Annotated in this window: 18 protein-coding genes; 8 read left to right on the plus strand and 10 right to left on the minus strand. The window is 52.8% G+C overall.

The features are described from left to right. Nucleotides 1-119: 119 nt before the first annotated feature. Entirely contained in the window at nucleotides 120-911 is a 792-nt protein-coding gene (locus OU789_RS01615; protein ID WP_274652703.1) for an N-acyl homoserine lactonase family protein, read from the plus strand. Nucleotides 912-967: 56 nt separating this feature from the next. Here the strand turns inward: OU789_RS01615 and OU789_RS01620 are convergent, their stop codons facing one another. The 6 genes from OU789_RS01620 to OU789_RS01645 form a co-directional block, all read right to left on the minus strand. After that, entirely contained in the window at nucleotides 968-2,089 is a 1,122-nt protein-coding gene (locus OU789_RS01620; protein ID WP_274652705.1) for a Gfo/Idh/MocA family protein, read from the minus strand. A gap of 9 nt (nucleotides 2,090-2,098) precedes the next feature. Further along, nucleotides 2,099-2,845: a sugar phosphate isomerase/epimerase family protein gene (locus OU789_RS01625; RefSeq protein ID WP_274652707.1), complete on the minus strand. Its 747-nt coding sequence runs from the start codon at nucleotides 2,843-2,845 to the stop codon at nucleotides 2,099-2,101. Nucleotides 2,846-2,848: 3 nt separating this feature from the next. Further along, nucleotides 2,849-3,940: an ABC transporter ATP-binding protein gene (locus OU789_RS01630; RefSeq protein ID WP_274652709.1), complete on the minus strand. Its 1,092-nt coding sequence runs from the start codon at nucleotides 3,938-3,940 to the stop codon at nucleotides 2,849-2,851. 3 nt (nucleotides 3,941-3,943) lie between these two features. Further along, nucleotides 3,944-4,843, minus strand: coding sequence for a carbohydrate ABC transporter permease (locus OU789_RS01635; RefSeq protein ID WP_263954232.1), 900 nt, complete (start codon nucleotides 4,841-4,843; stop codon nucleotides 3,944-3,946). Continuing rightward, on the minus strand, nucleotides 4,833-5,729 hold the full coding sequence (locus tag OU789_RS01640; protein ID WP_263954230.1) for a carbohydrate ABC transporter permease: 897 nt from the start codon (nucleotides 5,727-5,729) through the stop codon (nucleotides 4,833-4,835). The genes OU789_RS01635 and OU789_RS01640 overlap by 11 nt, the downstream gene beginning before the upstream one ends. A 119-nt stretch (nucleotides 5,730-5,848) precedes the next feature. Next, a complete protein-coding gene (locus OU789_RS01645) occupies nucleotides 5,849-7,081 on the minus strand; it encodes an ABC transporter substrate-binding protein (protein WP_274652712.1) in 1,233 nt (410 codons plus the stop codon). A 179-nt stretch (nucleotides 7,082-7,260) separates the two neighbouring features. Here OU789_RS01645 and OU789_RS01650 point away from each other — a divergent pair, with 179 nt between their 5' ends. From OU789_RS01650 to OU789_RS01660, 3 genes are all read left to right on the plus strand, one after another. Further along, nucleotides 7,261-8,298 carry a LacI family DNA-binding transcriptional regulator gene (locus OU789_RS01650; RefSeq protein ID WP_274652714.1) on the plus strand — a complete coding sequence of 346 codons (1,038 nt, stop codon included), beginning with the start codon at nucleotides 7,261-7,263 and terminating at the stop codon, nucleotides 8,296-8,298. Nucleotides 8,299-8,817: 519 nt separating this feature from the next. After that, a complete protein-coding gene (locus tag OU789_RS01655) occupies nucleotides 8,818-9,876 on the plus strand; it encodes a sugar phosphate isomerase/epimerase family protein (RefSeq protein ID WP_274652715.1) in 1,059 nt (352 codons plus the stop codon). A gap of 2 nt (nucleotides 9,877-9,878) precedes the next feature. Continuing rightward, complete coding sequence (locus OU789_RS01660; RefSeq protein ID WP_274652717.1) at nucleotides 9,879-11,048, plus strand: Gfo/Idh/MocA family protein; 1,170 nt, start codon at nucleotides 9,879-9,881, stop codon at nucleotides 11,046-11,048. Between the two features lie 50 nt (nucleotides 11,049-11,098). Here OU789_RS01660 and OU789_RS01665 read toward each other — a convergent pair whose 3' ends face one another. Together OU789_RS01665 and OU789_RS01670 are read right to left on the minus strand one after the other, a co-directional pair. Next, complete coding sequence (locus OU789_RS01665) at nucleotides 11,099-12,007, minus strand: sugar kinase (protein WP_274652719.1); 909 nt, start codon at nucleotides 12,005-12,007, stop codon at nucleotides 11,099-11,101. A 2-nt stretch (nucleotides 12,008-12,009) separates the two neighbouring features. Next, nucleotides 12,010-12,681, minus strand: coding sequence for a GntR family transcriptional regulator (locus tag OU789_RS01670; protein WP_263954223.1), 672 nt, complete (start codon nucleotides 12,679-12,681; stop codon nucleotides 12,010-12,012). Between the two features lie 109 nt (nucleotides 12,682-12,790). On the opposite strand from OU789_RS01670, the gene OU789_RS01675 reads away from it, so the two are divergent. Then, the gene (locus tag OU789_RS01675; RefSeq protein ID WP_274652722.1) at nucleotides 12,791-13,627 is read left to right on the plus strand and encodes a fumarylacetoacetate hydrolase family protein; all 837 of its coding nucleotides are present in this window, start codon (nucleotides 12,791-12,793) and stop codon (nucleotides 13,625-13,627) included. A 45-nt stretch (nucleotides 13,628-13,672) separates the two neighbouring features. On the opposite strand, the gene OU789_RS01680 is transcribed toward OU789_RS01675, so the two are convergent. After that, nucleotides 13,673-15,454 (minus strand): IlvD/Edd family dehydratase, encoded by a 1,782-nt coding sequence (locus OU789_RS01680; protein ID WP_274652724.1) that lies wholly within the window; start codon nucleotides 15,452-15,454, stop codon nucleotides 13,673-13,675. Nucleotides 15,455-15,659: 205 nt separating this feature from the next. Here OU789_RS01680 and hemP point away from each other — a divergent pair, with 205 nt between their 5' ends. Both hemP and OU789_RS01690 read left to right on the plus strand, forming a co-directional pair. Then, nucleotides 15,660-15,836 carry a hemin uptake protein HemP gene (gene hemP / locus OU789_RS01685; RefSeq protein ID WP_263954219.1) on the plus strand — a complete coding sequence of 59 codons (177 nt, stop codon included), beginning with the start codon at nucleotides 15,660-15,662 and terminating at the stop codon, nucleotides 15,834-15,836. Between the two features lie 61 nt (nucleotides 15,837-15,897). Beyond that, the gene (locus OU789_RS01690; protein ID WP_274652726.1) at nucleotides 15,898-16,332 is read left to right on the plus strand and encodes an RbsD/FucU family protein; all 435 of its coding nucleotides are present in this window, start codon (nucleotides 15,898-15,900) and stop codon (nucleotides 16,330-16,332) included. On the opposite strand, the gene OU789_RS01695 is transcribed toward OU789_RS01690, so the two are convergent. Then, complete coding sequence (locus OU789_RS01695) at nucleotides 16,304-17,017, minus strand: phosphatase PAP2 family protein (protein WP_274652728.1); 714 nt, start codon at nucleotides 17,015-17,017, stop codon at nucleotides 16,304-16,306. The two genes, OU789_RS01690 and OU789_RS01695, sit on opposite strands and share 29 nt — an antisense overlap. Nucleotides 17,018-17,304: 287 nt before the next feature. On the opposite strand from OU789_RS01695, the gene OU789_RS01700 reads away from it, so the two are divergent. Continuing rightward, complete coding sequence (locus OU789_RS01700; RefSeq protein ID WP_274652730.1) at nucleotides 17,305-18,366, plus strand: extracellular solute-binding protein; 1,062 nt, start codon at nucleotides 17,305-17,307, stop codon at nucleotides 18,364-18,366. Nucleotides 18,367-18,385 lie beyond the last annotated feature (19 nt).

Raw genomic sequence — 18,385 nt, forward strand, 5'->3', positions numbered from 1 at the left:
AGGATTGCGGATACCTTAATAAATGCATTAAAAAACTCATTAATGCACGCAACGACAGTTTGCAATCTGAAATGATCAAAAATACACCTAAAAAGAGCGATAAGCGGGGAGGAGGCCAAATGACAACCAAATGGCAGGTCTATGCGGTTAAATATGCGGAGCGGAATACGCGAACGCGGAAAGACAGCTTCATCTTTGACGATCACCCTGCGGCGCAACATGGAATGGACTATTTTGTTTGGCTTCTTACCGACGGCACACGGAATATTCTTGTGGATACGGGCTATGACGAGGCCGAAGGCCAAAGGCGTGCGCGACCAATCTTGCGCGATCCAGCACAAGCTCTGGCTGCATTGGATGTAAATCCACTGCTTATTGATACAGTAATCGTAACGCATCTCCACTATGACCACGCGGGGGGGCTAGATCGGTATCCAAACGCGAAGTTCCACCTTCAGGAAGTCGAAATGGGCTTTGCGACGGGGCCTTGCATGTGTGACCCGACATTACAGATGCCTTACACGGCCGACCATGTTTGTGAAATGGTGCGGCATGTCTTCGCTGGGCGTGTGGTGTTTTACAAGGGGGACGGCGAAGTTGCGCCGGGCGTCACTGTTCATAGGATCGGAGGCCATTCACGCGGTCTTCAGGCCGTTCGTGTTGAAACAGAGAATGGACCATTGTGTCTCGCAAGCGATGCCGCGCATTACTACGAGAACTTTCAGGAGCGAAAACCGTTTCCGATTGTCGTTGATATGGAAGACATGGTGCAGGGGTTTGACAAGATTCAGGCCCTAGCCGGGGGAAGCGCTTCGCGAGTTATTCCAGGACACGATCCGCTGGTTACGGATCGGTTCGATGAATTCGGCGAGAGTGGCTATGTATGGCGGCTTGATCGGCTCAAAGCGTAGTATCAACAAAAAAGGGCGAGCCGTTTGGCCCGCCCGAATTTCTTAATGTTCCAAACTTAAGCGAGCAGTTCGCGCGCAGCATCCGGAGTGAGCGGGGCAGGGCGCTCGCAGGTTGTTGTCATCTCGACGAAACCACGTTTTTCGCCAGCGGCGAGGATCGATGTCATGACCTCGACAGCGTGCAATGCTAGCGCATCGGAGCAGCGGTGAGGGCGGCCTTCTTGAATGGCGATCGCCATATCGGCCAAACCTGCACAGCGGTAATTTGCGTTGTCTCCGTCGTTAGGAATAGAGAATGGGTGCTCCCATTCACCAGAAAGCTCAACGTCAGCTTCGCGCTTCGTTTGCTTGATCTCGCCGCCAAAGAAGTTTGGATCAGGCACGTGAAGCGTTCCTTCTTCGCCATAAAGCTCCATGTTTGAATGACCGTGCTGCCAGACATCCCAGCTTGTTACCATTGTGATTACTGCGCCGGATTCAAACTCAAGCAACGCGTGAATTGTTGTCGGTGTGCCAACAGGAATTTTCTCGCCATTGCGAGGTTGAGACGTGATGAGGCGCTCTGGAGCTGGCGTAGACGTGAGGGCGGCAACCCGCGCAACAGGACCAAGTAACTGTACCAGATTGGTGACATAGTAAGGGCCGATGTCTAGAACAGGGCCTGCGCCTGGCTGATAGAAGAAGTCAGGGTTTGGATGCCAATGCTCCATCCCGTGTCCCATCACAAAAGCCGTCCCAGACGTGATTTTTCCAACCTCGCCGCTATCAATTATGTTGCGAACACGCTGATGAGCACCGCCCATGAATGTGTCTGGAGCGGAGCCAACACGGAGCCCTTTTTCTTCGGCCAGTGCTTTAAGCTCGGCACCTTCTTCCAAGGTCAGAACGAACGGCTTCTCCGAATACACATGCTTACCGGCAAGCAGCACGTTCTTTGAAACTTCGAAGTGCGCAGCAGGGATCGTCAAGTTAACAACGATATCAATGTCATCCGAAGCAAGCAGGCTATCGACAGTTTCAGCTCGAACGCCGAATTCTTTGGCGCGCTCGTTCGCGGCATCCATATTCAAATCAGCCACAGCCCGAAGCTCGATGCCTTTGAACATAGGGCCAAGTCGGAGATACGCCGCTGAGATATTGCCGGCACCAATGATGCCGACGCCAAGTTTATTAGTCATTTCGAACTCCTAAAGAGCTTTGTAGTTGTTGATCGAACGGGTCGCGAACCGTTTGAAATCGTTTGGGTTGTCATGTTCCAGTACGAAGTGCGCTGCCTTGGTCTTGGTGCGAACAGCATCAAGGATGCCCGCCCAATCCATGGTGCCCTCGCCAACATCTGCCCAGCCATCCTCGTCCGTGCATTCGCCTTCTGGGGCGATATCTTTGACGTGGATCGCAGAGATGCGGTCGGCGTATTTGGTGATCCATGCGATTGGGTCACCGCCGCCGCGCACGATCCACGCGATGTCTGCTTCCCATTCGATTTTCGGCGCGGCTTCAAGGATTACTTCCATTGGCACGGCGCCATCGGCTGTTGCGACAAATTCGAAGTCGTGGTTGTGCCAGCCAAAGCCGATGCCATGCGCCGCGAGTGCCTCTTGAGCCGCGGCGAGACGCGCGGCAAAGGCTTCCCAGCCTGCTTTGTCTGTCGGGCGCTGATCGTCCATCAGGTAGGGTGCATAAATGGTTTTGATACCAAGAGCGCCTGCGATTTCGACGACCTTATCAAGATTGCTTTCTAGGTCATCAATTCCGACATGCGCAGTTGGCATCGACAGGCCCGTTGCATCCATCGCGGCACGAACCTTGTCGGTGTCGCCATAAAGGGCGCCATAGCCCTCCACGCCCGTGTAGCCAAGTTCGGACAGAGTTTTGAACACGTAGTCCCATGGGGTGAAGTCTCTGGCACTATAAAGTTGAAAGGAAGCGCTCATGATTTAGATCCTGCTTTCGGTGGTTTTTTCAAAGAGTGAGAGGCGTGCGGCGCCAAATCCAATCCGCAATGTGTCTCCGGGCTCAACAGAAGATTGGCCGTCGATGCGGATGCGAATGCGTTCACCCATTACCTCGCACCAAACTACGGTATCGCTGCCCATTGGCTCGACGATTTCGACACTTGTGTCGATTTTGAAGTCAGATGCTTCGGCGGCCTCGCCAACAACAATATGTTCCGGGCGAATACCCATCCATGCGTTGCCCGCGGCGGGGGACGAAACAAACTCATACCCCGTGAGCGGAATGGTCTGCCCTGCGGTTTCAAAGGTCGGCGCGCCATCTGTGTTAACTGCGCCGAGGAAGAAGTTCATTGAGGGCGACCCGATGAAGTCGGCCACGTATTTGTTCGCCGGCTTGTTGTAGATTTCACTTGGGCTGGCGAGTTGCTGGATCAGGCCGTCTTTCATGATCGCGATGCGATCCGCGAGGGTCATGGCTTCCACCTGATCGTGTGTCACATAGATCATCGTGTTGTGAAGCTGCTGGTGCAGACGTTTGATTTCAACACGCAGGTCCGCACGAAGCTTGGCGTCAAGGTTGGACAATGGCTCGTCAAAGAGGAACACGTCCACATCGCGAACTAGGGCGCGGCCAATAGCAACGCGCTGGCGTTGACCGCCAGACAATGCTGCCGGTTTACGCTTCAGTAGGTCCTCCATTTGCAGGACTTCTGCTGCGCGCTGAACGCGTTTCTTGATCTCGTCTTTCGGCAGTTTGGCGTTCTTGAGGCCGAAGGAAAGGTTCCCCTCAACGCTCATTTGTGGATAGAGCGCATAGCTCTGGAACACCATGCCGATGCCGCGCTCGCTTGGCTCTGCCCATGTGACGTTCTCGCCTTTGATGTGGATCTGGCCGCCTGTTACGTCCAGCAGTCCGGCGATGCAGTTCAAGAGCGTTGACTTGCCACAGCCGGACGCACCGAGAAGCACGAGGAATTCGCCGTTGGCAATTTCGAGGTTGAGGTCTTTGAGCACTTCGACCGCGCCAAAGCTGAGATCGAGGTGTTTGATGGATACGCTTGATGTGCTTGTCATGATTTAGCCTTTCACCGCACCGGCAGCAATGCCGCGCACGAAGAGCTTGCCAGAGGCAAAGTAGATAATGAGAGGAACGAGGCCGGTCAGAAGAGTAGCCGCCATGTTGACGTTGTACTCTTTCACGCCTTGTACCGAGTTCACGATGTTGTTGAGCTGAACAGTCATCGGATAGATGTCCGGCTTTGTATAGATCACCCCAAAGAGGAAGTCGTTCCAGATACCTGTGACCTGAATGATCATCGCCACAACAAAGATCGGAAGACTCATGGGTAGCATCACCTGGAAATAAATCCCCCAGAAACCGGCCCCATCAACCCGAGCAGCTTTGAACAGTTCATCAGGCAGTGAAGTGAAGTAATTGCGGAACAACAGCGTCAGGATTGGCATACCAAAGATCGTGTGCACCACAACCAGCCCCCAGAGCGACCCCATGAGGCCAACTTCGCGGAGCAGGATCACAATCGGATAGAGCATCACCTGATAGGGAATGAATGCACCAAAGATTAGGATGGTGAAGAATACTTCGGACCCTTTGAACTTCCAGTTTGCCAGTGCATAGCCGTTTACAGAAGCGATCGCGATAGAAAGCGCCACCGAAGGAACAAGGATGGAAACCGAATTCCAGAAACCGCGGCTAAGGCCGTCACAGTTCAGGCCGGTACATGCGGTGGACCACGCCTTCACCCATGGCTCGAACGTAATGTCTACCGGCAGATCAAAGATGTTACCTGCGCGGATCTCTGGCATGCCTTTAAGCGACGTCGTAACCATCACATAAAGAGGTAGGAGATAGTAGAACGCAACGACCAGCAGCGTGCCATAGAGCATGATGTTTGTGCCGGAGAGGCGCTTGCGGGGTTTGGTGCCCTGCGGGCCTTCGAGATTGTACTTATTTTGCACGGCGTTTCCCTCCGTATTCGAGATAAGCGTAGGGAACGAGGATTATCAGCACCGTCACCAACATCATGGTAGAGGCGGCAAATGCCTGTCCGAGGTTTTGGTTCTTGAACATGGATTCAATAACGTACTTGGCCGGTACTTCAGAAGCGATGCCCGGTCCGCCATTGGTTTGTGCGACGACAAGGTCATAGACCTTAACGATGCCGGCAGTGATGAGCACGAGCGCCGTTACAAAAACAGGGCGCATCATCGGGATCACGATAAAGATGTATGTTTTCCACTTTGGAATTCCGTCGACGCGCGCGGCTTTCCAGATCTCCTGATCAATGCCTCGGAGACCAGCGAGCATGATGACCATGATCAGACCAGACCCTTGCCAGATTGCGGCAATCAGAATGCCGTAGATCACGATGTCCTGATTATAGAGAGGATCAAAGGCGAAGCTTTCCCAGCCAAGGGAACGCACGATCTTCTGTACTCCGAAGTCAGGGTTCAAAATCCACTGCCATGTAAGGCCAGTCACAACAAATGACAGCGCAAACGGATAAAGGATGATCGTCCGGATTGTATTTTCAAAGCGGATTTTCTGATCCAACAAGGTAGCAAGGAAGAACCCAATGCAAATCGACAATACAAGGGAGCAAATCCCGTAGATTGCCAAGTTCTCAATGGAAATCAGCCATTTGTTGGTCTTCCAAAGTCGCTCGTATTGGTCGAGACCAACAAAATCGGTTTTTGGAAGAAGTTTTGATTTAGTAAAGGAGTGGACAATCGTCCATATTGTGCAACCTACGAAAACGACAAGGGCAGTAGCGACCATTGGGATCGCGGCAACCTTGGCGTTCAGATTGCGCAAAAGCTGGTTGGGCCTTTTTGCATCCGCCATGGAATTTCTCGCTGTTGGATTTAGCTGAGGGTGTGCGACGGGTTAGCCGTGCCGCACATCAGGGTATTCAGGTTGCTCCCGAGTGCGAACACTCGGGAGCGGCTTACAAACAGAGAGGATCAGTCCGCGCTTGCAATGATGTCGGCGTAACGCTTATGCGCGTCTTCAGCCGTAATCGAAGTGTCGTTCCAGAATTCAACCATCAGGTCTTCAAGCTGGCCTGTGGTGTCAGCGGAAAGAACTTGGTTGCCATCAGGAAGGATGTTGCCAGAAGCGAGGATCTCGAGACCTTTCTTCATGCAGTCGTTCGCTGCGGCAAGGTCAACATCACCACGAACAGGCAGCGAGCCTTTCTTCAGGTTGAAGTTAACTTGTACTTCCTTGGACAGAAGCAATTTAGCCAGCTCTTTTTGAGCGGCTTCGACTTCTGGATCGTCCTGTTTCGGGAAATAGAACGCGTCACCACCAGTAGAGATGATTTCGTTCACGCCCAAACCTGGCAGACATGTGTAGTCTTCACCGGCAACCTGCTCGGCAACCGCGAATTCACCTTGCGCCCAGTCACCCATGATCTGACCACCGGCTTCGCCGTTGATGACCATAGCTGTTGCGAGGTTCCAATCGGACACGTTTGATCCTGCGGAAAGCTCACGTGCGGCTGCAGCAGCTTCAAATACAGCGGCCATTTCAGCGCTTGCAGCTGCTTCTGCGTCTTTCTCTGCGTATACTTTTGTCCAGAGCTCAGGGCCACCGAGTGCAACAAGCATCACGCCAAATGCGCCTGAGGACTGCCAGCTTTGCTGACCCATTGCGAGTGGTACTTTGCCAGCCGCTTCGAGAGCAGGAGCGGAAGAAACAAATTCATCCCAGTTGGAAGGAACGTCTACGCCTGCGTCAGCATATGCTTTGTGCGAGAGCCAGAGCCACTGCCAAGAGTGGATGTTCACAGGAACACAGTAAACTTTGCCGTCTACTGTACAGCTATCAAGAAGCGAAACAGGGTGGACGATGTCGCGCCAGCCGCCTTCTTCTGCGATGTCTGTAAGGTCAAGCATCAGGCCAGCTTCAACAAGCTCTTCGGCTTGACGTCCGTGGTTAAGCTGAGTGGCGTGCATTGGATCGCCGCCAAGAATACGGCTTACGATTACGCCGCGTGCAACGCCGCCGCCGCCAGCGATCGCGCCATCAACCCAGTTGTTGCCTTCTGTCTCGTTGAAAGCTTTTGCAAATTCGGCAACAGCAGCAGCTTCACCGCCTGATGTCCACCAGTGTGTTACCTCTAGATCGGCCGCAGAAACTGCGGAAGCCGCGCAAAGCGCACTAGTTGCAACAAGTGCATTACGGAAATTCATAGATTCCTCCCTTTATGTAAGCGTCATCCCACGACGCCCTTGTAATCGATTGCAATTTCACGCATCGTTACGTTAGAGATGCTGTAATCGATTACAGTATGGGACATTCTAATTGAGATTCTGTCAAGCCCTTCCGTCAAACTTTTGGTGCAGGCAGGGAAAATCTCGTAGGAGGAGGAATGAAGTCACCGAATCAGAGAGCGCGGATTCTCGACGTTGCGAGAGCGGCAGGCGTTTCGACCGCCAGTGTCAGTCGTGCGTTAAGTAATCCGTCGCAAGTTTCGGATGAGACGCGCGAGGCTGTTCTTAAGGCTGTAGAACAGACTGGCTATCGCGCCAACCGCGCAGCGCGGAACCTGAGAACCCAGAAAACGGGCGCAATTCTGGCGCTTATTCCGAATCTGTCTAATCCATTTTTCTCGCAGGTCATTTCCGGCATCGAGCAAGTAGCGAGCCAAGCTGGATATTCAATTCTTGTTGCGGATACGGAAAATCAATCGACCCCTAAAATTCATGTCGCTGACGTTTTCACTGATGGAATTGCGGATGGGGTTATTATCCTTGATGGGTTCATGGAGCCAGAATCCATTGATTCTGTGCGAGCCACAGGGTCGGAAAATCTGGTGGTCTATGCCTGTGAATGGGCGGAGAGCGTCGGCCTTCCTTCTATAAGATCTGATAACGCCGAAGGTGCGCGACTCGCGGCGCGGCATCTTGCGGAGTGTGGCCATAAACGAGTCGGGCACATATGCGGCCCAAAGGACAATATCCTGACGCCTACGCGCAGAGATGAATTTGTAAAAGAGGCGCGCGCGCTCGGCATGGAAGTTCGGGACGAGTGGATTTTGCCTGGAGATTTCCGTCTCGCCTCTGGTGCAGCGGCGGCGGAGACAATCCTTGCCATGGATCAGCGTCCGACTGGAATATTCAGTGCTTCAGACATGATGGCGCTTGGATTTATGAAAGGTCTCTTGGCGGCTGGTATCAAGATTCCGGAAGAAATTGCTTTGATCGGATTTGATGACGTAGCGATTGCGGCTTACATGCACCCTTCGCTCACAACCATTCGACAAAACCGTGTTGAAATCGGTCGGATTGCCGCAAAAGCGCTGTTGGAAAGAATCCAGAACCCGAACAAGGATTGGGAACATTTTCAACATATCGTCCCCGTGGAATTGGTTGGGCGCGAAAGCACAGGTCCGTTGCCGCAGAAATAATTAGGAAGATCCGGCATTCGTTGTTTGCGCGGAGGGCACACCGCAAGAAAACAACGCTGAATGGCCATATTGCTCGTCGAATTGCGCCATTTTGTTGCCTTTTTCTCGGGCGACATTTCCCTTGGTCCTAATGTTCGGACCGCTTAACGAGGCTAAAACGGACGAGTTTATTATGTCATTCCTGAGTGCCATTACAATTGACCAAATCCTTCTGAGCTTTATGGCGTGCTACATTGTACGTGAAATTATGGTGCTCGCACTGCCAGACACAATCGCAGGTCCAGGCGGTTGGCTCGTTAATACACAGTCCTGAACTACGGTTCCTTTCCGAAAAATCTGCCATCGACGTGGCGCGTATCCACATCAGAATTGCGGCTGCGCAATAGGTCGAACCCCCAAATCTCACGAAAATTGAGACAGTAACCGTTTACATTGCTTGATTTCTGCATTTGTAATCGATTACGGTGCCTCTCGGGCGCGTATTGTTTCTCGCCCTAATTGAGATTCTGGGAGGGATTCATGAAAACATTAAAGGGCCCCGGCCTTTTCCTCGCGCAGTTCGCAGGAGACGACGCTCCGTTCAATTCCTGGTCTGCAATCACAAAATGGGCAGCAGATTGTGGCTACAAAGGTGTTCAGCTTCCGAGCTGGGATGCGCGCTTCATTGATCTGGAAAAAGCTGCAACTTCAAAAGATTACTGTGACACGCTTGCTGGCGAAGCCCGTGAGAACGGCGTAGAGATCACCGAACTTTCGACACACCTTCAAGGGCAGCTCGTTGCAGTTCATCCCGCATACGATACGTCATTCGATGGCTTTGCAGCACCTCACGTTCAAGGTAACCCAAAGGCGCGTCAGGAATGGGCGGTCGAGCAGGTTAAAATGGCGCTTTCCGCGAGTAAGAATCTTGGAATCGGTGCACATGCGACCTTCTCTGGTGCGCTCGCATGGCCATATGTTTACCCTTGGCCTCAGCGTCCAGCAGGGCTCGTTGAAACAGCATTTGATGAGTTGGCAAAGCGTTGGAAGCCGATTCTTGATCATGCGGATGAGTGCGGCGTTGACGTTTGCTATGAAATCCACCCAGGCGAAGACCTGCATGATGGCGTTACATTTGAGATGTTCCTTGAGCGCGTAAACAATCACGCCCGCTGTAACATGCTCTATGATCCAAGCCACTATGTGCTTCAGTGCCTTGATTACCTCGACAATATCGACATCTACAAAGACCGGATTAAAATGTTCCATGTCAAGGATGCCGAGTTTAACCCAACCGGACGCCAAGGCGTTTACAGTGGTTATCAAAGCTGGGTCGATCGCGCAGGCCGATTCCGCAGTCTTGGCGACGGTCAGGTTGATTTCGGAGCGGTGTTCTCGAAGATGGCCGCGAATGATTTTGATGGCTGGGCTGTTGTCGAGTGGGAATGTGCGCTGAAACACCCAGAGGACGGTGCACGCGAAGGCGCGCAGTTCGTTAAAGACCACATTATTCGCGTAACCGAGCGCGCATTTGATGACTTTGCCGATGGTGGAACCGATGAGGTCGCCAACCGCAAAATGCTTGGTCTGGAGGTTTAATCATGGCGATTACAGGACGCAACGAAGCCCTGTCCGGACCAATCCGGTTGGGTATGGTTGGCGGTGGCAAAGACGCCTTTATCGGTGGTGTTCACCGGATCGCATCGCGCATTGATGGCAAGTTTGAATTGATCGCAGGTGCACTTTCGAGCACGCCTGAACGCGCTCTGGAGTCCGGTCGCGCGCTTGGGTTGGCGGAGGATCGTATCTACTCCAGCTATAAGGAAATGGCGATCCGCGAGGCCCGATTGAAAAACGGGATCGAGGCAGTGGCAATCGTAACGCCAAATCACGTTCACCTTGATGCGGCGCGCGAGTTTCTAAAGCGCGGAATTCACGTGATCTGTGACAAGCCTCTGACCTCGACATTGCCAGACGCTAAAAAATTGGTGAAGGCGGCGGAGTCATCGGATGCACTCTTTATCCTGACACATAACTACACGGGTTATCCGATGATCCGCCAAGCGCGTGAGATGATCGCGAATGGTGAACTTGGAAAACTCCGTTTGGTGCAGGTTGAGTATGTTCAAGACTGGCTCGCCGAAGAGGCGGACGCCGACAACAAGCAAGCCGCATGGCGTACAGACCCGGAGAAATCCGGCGCGGGTGGTTCAACCGGTGATATTGGCACGCATGCGTTCAACCTTGCCAGCTTCGTTTCCGGCCTCGAGGTCGATACACTTTCGGCGGACCTTCAAGCGTTTGTTCCCGGTCGATTGGTTGATGACAACGCTCATGTGATGATGCGTTACGAAGGTGGTGCGCGCGGCACACTTTGGTGCAGTCAAGTTGCTGTCGGCAATGAGAATGGCCTGCGGTTGCGCATCTACGGTGAAAAAGGTGGCCTCGAATGGTGTCAGGAAGACCCGAACTATCTCTGGTACACTCCATTCGGTGAGCCGAAGCGTTTGATTACGCGCGGCGGAGCGGGTTCGGGTGAGGCCGCTGGCCGTGTGAGCCGTATCCCTCCCGGACATCCTGAAGGGTATCTTGAAGGCTTTGCAACGATCTATTCCGAAGCGGCCGAAGCGATTCAGGCGCGCCGTGAAGGGAAAGATGTGCCAGCTGAGGTTGTCTATCCAACTGTTCAGGATGGTCTTAAAGGCGTGCAATTCATTGACGCTTGCGTGCGCTCGTCGGCGCGTAACGCGGCTTGGGTCAAGCTGGCCTAAGACCCTAGAAACGAAACAAAGAACGGGGGCAGTTTTGCCCCCGTTTTCGTTTATACGGCGTCGTTTACCAATGCGCCGTGGCTTGTGACAACTTTTCCCGCAAGCTCTGCGCCGCTGGCAATCGCGCCCGCAAGATCTGCACCTTGAAGGAGCGCGGCGCAGAAACCTGCATTGAAGCTATCTCCGGCGGCAGTTGTGTCTACGACGTTTTCAACGATGTTCGGCTGCACGGTAATCGGTGCTTCGCCCTTGGTTTGCGCTGTTACAAGACCCGGCCCATTTTTGACGATCACAGTGTTCACACCAGCGGCGAAATAGCGCTCGATTGTCGCCTCCGGCGAAGTATCACCATAGAACTGCTGCTCTTCGTCAAAGGACGGAAGGATGATCTCCGAAACCTTCGCCGCATCCGAAATGGCGTCTGACATCTCTGTTTGGTCTTTCCAAAGGCGCAGGCGCTGGTTCGGGTCGAAGATTGTCGTTTTTCCAGCAGCGCGCGCCTTGCCAATTGCTTCAAGGAATGCTGCGCGGTGTTCGGGCAACACAACGGCGAGAGAAATGCCTGAGAAGAACAATACATCCGCTTCCATGAATCTCTCGGTCATGTAATCCACATCGCCCGCCATTTGCCGAGCCGCGGAATCCGAACGCCAGTAAGAAAAGCTGCGTTCGCCGCCGTCAAGGTGGATCATGTAAAGGCCCACTGTCTTTTCGGCGACCTCGCGTGCGGGCGCCATATCGATCCCCGAAGACTTGGCGAATTCGCGCATCTCACTGCTAGCAGCATCTACACCAAGACCCGAGAAATACTTCACACTCCAGTCAGCGGGGAGAAGTTTGGCGAGGTACCAAGCTGTGTTGAACGTGTCTCCGGCAAACCCGCGGCGATAGGTGTCTGGGCCGACAACGGCCATTTCGATCATTGCTTCGCCAATAGAAAGGAAAGTCTTGTTCGTCATGTTCAGGTGATATCCTTAAAGTAACTCGCGTGCTCTGCGAGGATGCGGGGGAGGGAGGATTCTGTTCGTGTTAGATGATTGGTGATCACCGCCGCCGCAGCTTCACCGTCATGCGCGCGTAGGGCCGTTACGATTTCGTTGTGGTCGGTGAGGGCGTCTCCGGCATCGAAGTTCAGGCTAAGAAAACGGATGCGATCGGCCTGTGCTTTGACGTCGGTGATAAGGTCCCAGACTTCTGGTCGCTCTGCAATTTCGCATATGCGCGCGTGGAAGTTTTCGTCCCACTGATAGAATTCGCTGAGGTTCTTGCGCGAGAGCGCCTGAACCTGCCGCGTGATCATAAGTTCCAATAGATCAGCTTGAATATCATCAATCTTCGCAGCAGCGGCGCGAACGGTTTCTTTCTCAAGCGCGGTTCGAATGAACTGCACGCTCTTGATGTCGCTGACCGAGATATGCGTGACAACGGTTGCGCGCTGTGGCCGCACCAGCAGGAGACCTTGCTTGGACAGTCGATAAAAGGCATCTCGAACCGGCTGACGGCTCACATCATACTGGCGCGCGATCTCCGCTTCAGACATTTTGTGTCCGGGCTTGAGTTCCAACTCAATGATTTGCCGATAAAGCGCATCATAGATCGTTTCGGTAACGGAGGCTGTTCGGTGGTTGTCCATAACATCCAGGCTTGTGACTTCTCGCAGACTAACATATTAGATGGCCGAGCGCCGAGCCGCAATAGGATTCGGTAGGGGAAATGAAGATAACAGTTAAGAGGGAAATTGCATGAAACTACTTAGAATGGGAGCCGAAGGGTCGGAGACACCTTGTGTATTGGATGCGGACGGAAAAGCGCGCGATGTATCGTCTGTTGTGAAGGATTTTGGCCCGCAAACACTTGAAGGTGTCGCCGATACCCTGAAAGGTCTCGATCTGGCTGAGTTCCCACTTTACGAAGGTGATCAGCGTATCGGGACCCCGATCAGTCAGCCAAAAAACATCTACTGCGTTGGCTTGAACTATACAGATCACGCAAAAGAATCTGGGTTGCCTGTTCCGGAAGAACCCATCCTGTTCAACAAATCCGCGTCTACATTCTGTGGCCCAAACGCGCCGCTCTATTATGCGGATCACATGACCAAGCTTGATTGGGAAGTCGAGCTTGGCATCGTTATCGGCAAGACTGCTTTTGGCGTGGCCCCGGAAGACGCGCTTGACTACGTAGCCGGTGTTACAGTTGTGAACGACGTTTCAGAGCGTTCGTGGCAGATTGACCGTGGCGGCCAGTGGATGAAGGGTAAAAGCTTCCCGAACTTCTGCCCAACAGGTCCATGGCTTGTGACGCTTGATGAGCTTGAAGTCCAGAATCTTGATATGTGGCTTGATGTGAATGGCGAGCGGATGCAAACCGGCACAACCTCCACAATGATTTTCGATGTGAAAACAATCGTTTCCTACATGAGCAGCTTTATGAAGCTCGAAGAAGGAGACCTGATTTGTACAGGTACGCCTCCAGGTGTTGGCATGGGGATGAACCCGCCGAAGTACCTGAAAGTTGGCGATACTGTTGAGCTTGGTATCGAGAACCTCGGCTCGCAGAAACAAACGGTTGAGAGCCTCTAAAACGAAAGCGCCCCCAAGGTTTCTTGGGGGCGTTTCTTATTGTGATTAGTGGTTGTCGCGGGCGAGCTTGTCGATGTCACCCACGTTCCGGTATTTGGTGGCCGGTTTAAGCACCATACCTTTGTCGAACTGGTCAACCATGCCTCGCTGAATTTCCTGCCACGGTGTTTGGTGCGCGGGGTAGGGGTATCCGCCCTTAGCCTCTAGGTCTGAGCGTCGGGTCGCGAGTTCTTCTTCGCTGATCAGGATGTCTGCCGAACCTTTGTTCAGGTCGATGCGCAACATGTCTCCGGTTTGAACAAGAGCAAGCCCACCCATAGCCGCCGCTTCTGGGGCCGCGTTCAAGATCGACGGCGAGCCGGAAGTGCCCGATTGCCGCCCGTCGCCGATGCAAGGCAGCTCACTCACGCCTTGCTTGATGAGCGCGGTAGGCGGCTGCATGTTCACAACTTCCGCACCACCTGGATGGCCGATTGGCCCCGCGCCGCGGATCACAAGAATGCAGCTATCGTCGATCTTCAGCGCCGGATCGTCGAGACGGTCGTGGTAATCCTCCGGTCCGTCAAACACGATGGCGCGCCCTTCAAAGGCATTCATGTCATCTGGGTTTGACAGATACCGCTCACGGAAATGCTCGGAAATTACACTTGTTTTCATAATCGCGCTGTCAAAGAGATTACCCGAAAGCTCAACAAAACCAGCCGCTGGCTTGAGTGGTTTGTCGTAAGGATAGATCACATCATGATTGCTAACTTCGGAGTTGGCGTATGCTTCGCCCACGGTTGTGCCACCAACGGAGCGTGCATCAGGATGAGGCAGGACACCTGCTTTAAGCAACTCCGAGAAAACGCCAGGAACACCACCGGCGCGATGGAAGTCTTCGCCCAAGTATTTGCCCGCAGGCTGGACGTTACAAAGCAGTGGCGTTGAATGACCATGCTTCTGCCAGTCCGCGTTGGTGAGTTCGATGCCAAGATGGGCCGCAACTGCGTTGAGGTGGATCGGGGCGTTGGTTGATCCGCCGATGGCCGAGTTCACGACTATTGCGTTCTCAAACGCTTCGCGAGTCATAATATCGCTGGGCTTCACATCATCGCGTACGAGATCCACGATGCGCTTGCCGGTTTCATAAGAAATCTGACCGCGCTCACGATAAGGCGCCGGAATTGCTGCCGAACCAGGAAGCTGCATACCTAATGCCTCAGCAAGAGAGTTCATGGTGCTGGCCGTACCCATGGTGTTGCAATAGCCAACCGACGGGGCGGAGGCCGAGGCGATATCCATGAATTCTTTATAATCAATCTCGCCAGTGGCGAGGTCTTGCCGCGCATCCCAAATCACTGTACCGGAACCGGCGCGATTGCCCTTGTGCCAACCGTTGAGCATCGGGCCAACTGAAAGTGCGATCGAAGGAATATTCACCGTTGCCGCGGCCATAAGAAGCGCAGGCGTGGTTTTGTCACAGCCGATTGTCAGGACAACACCATCAAGCGGATAGCCGTGCAGAACCTCTACGAGTCCGAGATAGGCGAGGTTGCGATCAAGCGCCGCAGTCGGGCGGCGTCCGGTTTCCTGAATCGGGTGCACGGGAAATTCGAAGCAAATTCCGCCTTGGCTTACAATTCCGTCGCGCACGCGTTTCGCAAGCTCAACATGATGACGGTTGCACGGCGAAAGATCGCTACCGGTTTGCGCAATACCGATGATCGGCTTGCCGGATTGGAGTTCTTCTCGAGTGATCCCGAAGTTTAGATAACGTTCGATGTAAAGGGCGGTCATTCCGGGATTTTCCGGGTTATCAAACCATTTTTGTGAGCGAAGTTTCATGTGTGTTCCTGCGTTTGAACGAGGTCGTTTCCGACAGTTTTTTGGATTAAAATCACGCGGGAGGTTGCAAGCCCCTTAAATTGCAAACTACCGCTCAATTTTGCCAATAAAACATACTTCTATGTTTGGTTCAGGCGCAAGGGATAAAGCTGTTGACGAATCCTGACTAAAAAACTAAGAAATGAGGAGCATCAGGAGAATTGATATGAACGCCAGAGTTGAAATTGATCAAAATATTGAAGCCACAAAAGTTGAACTTGATATACCTGCTTACGATGTTCGCAGCCTCACGCGTACACACGGGCAGGCTAACCTCGTTCTTGATGGAGCGGTTTACCATTTGCGGATTACGCGCGCGGGAAAACTGATCCTAACAAAGTAATTTTGCTGGACTTGCGAGTGGCTCTGATTACCGTAGGGTAAATCATAGCAAAGGTTCGCAAATGCTCAGAAATCTAAATCCGATCCTCTCGCCCGATCTGTTGTATATCTTGGCCAGTATGGGCCACGGCGATGAAATTGTGATCGCTGATGCCAACTTTCCAAGTGACTCCAGCACTGATCGGCTTGTGCGACTTGATGGCGTTGCGGCGCCGGATGTCGTCGAGGCTGTCTTGAGCATTATGCCTCTTGATAATTTCGTTGATGATCCAGCGCGCTCCATGCAAATTGTGGGCAAGCCAGATGAGATTCCGCCTGTGGTTCAGGAGTATCAAGAGATCATCAATAAGACAGCAGACTTCCCGGCCCAGATAGAAAGTGTAGAGCGGTTTGCCTTTTATGAGGAAGCCAAGAAAGCTTACGCAATCGTCCAAACGGGCGAGCTTCGGATTTATGGGAATCTAATACTTAAGAAAGGTGTTGTCGCGCCGAGCTAGCGCCAGAAGCTTTGGGCGGCCAGATACGACTAAACACCGCGTTGATCGCGTAAGAGATCAACAGGACCATCAATATCGCGAAGATCGTGTCTGATAGAAAATGCCTGCCCATGATGACGCGAAAGCTTGACGCGACGACCGCAAATGCAATCGCAAAAACACGCGTAGCTTTGGCGAGAATTTCATTTTTGAAGCAGTAAGACAGCGCGAACAGCGAAATCGCAACCGCTGTTGCACCTGATGCCTCGCCAGAAACGAATGAACAGTTGTGGCTGCATTGATCAGTTATCTGAAAAGGCGGCGTGAACTCGGCGCTGCCACCGAAAAACTGCGTTTTCTCTGGACGGGCACGCCCCCAATATTCTTTGAGTATACCATTAACCAAAAGGCCCGGCCCTAATAGAAAGAGCGTTAGGATTTTACCCCAAACGATTGCCGGAATGCCGCCAAACCCACGCTTCCAGATGTTCACAACCAGCATCACGAGCGCGATAATCGGGAGTAAAAGCATAAAGCGCATCATGAGAAAGCGGAGTTGAACAACAAACTCGTTTTGCGCAGCAGGAAATCCGACGCCTTCGACGTAGAATAATCCGGTTGCCCAGAGATCAAGCTTTGGTACCGTCGTAAACACCATCAATGTGAAGAGGAAAGCGAGGACCAGTTTCTGAAGATAGGGCTGCATAAAATGGCTTCCGGATTGGTATTGGGTTTGCCTAGCACGGTAAAGTTATCCCGTCCAAGCGTCTTTGCCGATATGGCCCTCGCAATGCTCGCTGCGTTGCGCAATTTGCCGACAAATTTTTTGATTAAACCGTTGAATGACATCCGCCTGTTACAATTGCCAAGCATGAGCGGGGCAAGCCTTCTGAAAGCTTTTTTCCGAGGCCGTTCATTCTGAACAAATCCATTCTTTACTGAATGGTCTAAAATAGCCTAGGCTCGATTCACAACCGACAAGGAGAGAACAAAATGACAATCACTAAAGGAATCGCTGCGATTACTTTGATTGCAGCATCAACAACGGTAGCAAATGCCGAAACGCTGCGCCTTTTGACTTGGGGCGGATACGCACCAGACGCTGTGGTGGAAAAGTTCACCGCTGAAACTGGCATCGAAGTTGAAGTCACGAAATCCAATAACGAAGAAATGGTCGCAAAGCTCCGCGCAACAGGCGGCGGCGGTTTTGACCTCGCACAACCTTCGCAGGACCGGATCGCCGGTGCTCAGGAAGAATTCGAAATTTATAAGCCAATCGATTTGTCCAAGATTGACACGTCGCTCTTTATTACGTCCATGCTTGAAGCGACTAAATCCAACACAATGCTTGGCGAAGATGTTTATGGCGTGCCGCATGTATGGGGTACATCGGGCCTTGTCGTGAATACCGCAATGGCAGGCGACGTGAAGGATTACACTGATCTGTGTAACGAAGCTTACGCGGGCAAGGTATCTTACCGTCTGAAACGTCCAACACTGATTGGATTTGCGTTCTCCATGGGCCTTGACCCGTTTGCTGCTTATAGCGACGCAGAAGAATACAAGAAAATCATCGACGCCGTCGAAGAGAAGCTGATCTCTTGTAAGGGCAACGTCAAAGCGTATTGGAGCGGTGGCGACGAGTTGATGGGGCTTCTGCGCTCTGGCGAGGTTGTGGCGTCTATGGCTTGGGATACAGGCGGATGGAAGCTGAACTCCGAAGACGAGAACATCACTTTTGTTGCGCCAACATCCGGTGCGCTGGGCTGGATTGATACATTCGCCCTTCCACGCAAGACCAAAGCCGAGGATGCGGCCTACAAGTGGATCAACTTTGTGATGCAGCCGGAAATCGCTGCGATGATTACTGCCGAAGCGGGCAACTTTACAGCTTCTCTCGGTGCGGACGCCTACGCAGACGACGCTCTTAAAGCGCGTTTCCAAGCCAGCTTCCCACCAGAAGCCATCGACAACATCAACTGGTATCCAACAGTGCCGGCTGGTCTTGAAGAAATGGAAGGCGCCGCGCTTGATCGCGTAAAAGCATCTAACTAATCGCAAATAATATTGCGGC

It is taken from the genome of Halocynthiibacter sp. C4 (genome assembly GCF_028823805.1).
GTDB classification, from domain to species: Bacteria; Pseudomonadota; Alphaproteobacteria; order Rhodobacterales; family Rhodobacteraceae; genus Falsihalocynthiibacter; species Falsihalocynthiibacter halioticoli.

Excerpts from the sequence above, each read along its gene's own strand:
- OU789_RS01615 (WP_274652703.1), top strand. The coding sequence starts at position 120 with ATGACAACCAAATGGCAGGTCTATGCGGTTAAATATGCGGAGCGGAAT.
- OU789_RS01620 (WP_274652705.1), bottom strand. The coding sequence starts at position 2,089 with ATGACTAATAAACTTGGCGTCGGCATCATTGGTGCCGGCAATATCTCA.
- OU789_RS01625 (WP_274652707.1), bottom strand. The coding sequence starts at position 2,845 with ATGAGCGCTTCCTTTCAACTTTATAGTGCCAGAGACTTCACCCCATGG.
- OU789_RS01630 (WP_274652709.1), bottom strand. The coding sequence starts at position 3,940 with ATGACAAGCACATCAAGCGTATCCATCAAACACCTCGATCTCAGCTTT.
- OU789_RS01640 (WP_263954230.1), bottom strand. The coding sequence starts at position 5,729 with ATGGCGGATGCAAAAAGGCCCAACCAGCTTTTGCGCAATCTGAACGCC.
- OU789_RS01645 (WP_274652712.1), bottom strand. The coding sequence starts at position 7,081 with ATGAATTTCCGTAATGCACTTGTTGCAACTAGTGCGCTTTGCGCGGCT.
- OU789_RS01650 (WP_274652714.1), top strand. The coding sequence starts at position 7,261 with ATGAAGTCACCGAATCAGAGAGCGCGGATTCTCGACGTTGCGAGAGCG.
- OU789_RS01655 (WP_274652715.1), top strand. The coding sequence starts at position 8,818 with ATGAAAACATTAAAGGGCCCCGGCCTTTTCCTCGCGCAGTTCGCAGGA.
- OU789_RS01660 (WP_274652717.1), top strand. The coding sequence starts at position 9,879 with ATGGCGATTACAGGACGCAACGAAGCCCTGTCCGGACCAATCCGGTTG.
- OU789_RS01665 (WP_274652719.1), bottom strand. The coding sequence starts at position 12,007 with ATGACGAACAAGACTTTCCTTTCTATTGGCGAAGCAATGATCGAAATG.
- OU789_RS01670 (WP_263954223.1), bottom strand. The coding sequence starts at position 12,681 with ATGGACAACCACCGAACAGCCTCCGTTACCGAAACGATCTATGATGCG.
- OU789_RS01675 (WP_274652722.1), top strand. The coding sequence starts at position 12,791 with ATGAAACTACTTAGAATGGGAGCCGAAGGGTCGGAGACACCTTGTGTA.
- OU789_RS01680 (WP_274652724.1), bottom strand. The coding sequence starts at position 15,454 with ATGAAACTTCGCTCACAAAAATGGTTTGATAACCCGGAAAATCCCGGA.
- hemP (WP_263954219.1), top strand. The coding sequence starts at position 15,660 with ATGAACGCCAGAGTTGAAATTGATCAAAATATTGAAGCCACAAAAGTT.
- OU789_RS01690 (WP_274652726.1), top strand. The coding sequence starts at position 15,898 with ATGCTCAGAAATCTAAATCCGATCCTCTCGCCCGATCTGTTGTATATC.
- OU789_RS01695 (WP_274652728.1), bottom strand. The coding sequence starts at position 17,017 with ATGCAGCCCTATCTTCAGAAACTGGTCCTCGCTTTCCTCTTCACATTG.
- OU789_RS01700 (WP_274652730.1), top strand. The coding sequence starts at position 17,305 with ATGACAATCACTAAAGGAATCGCTGCGATTACTTTGATTGCAGCATCA.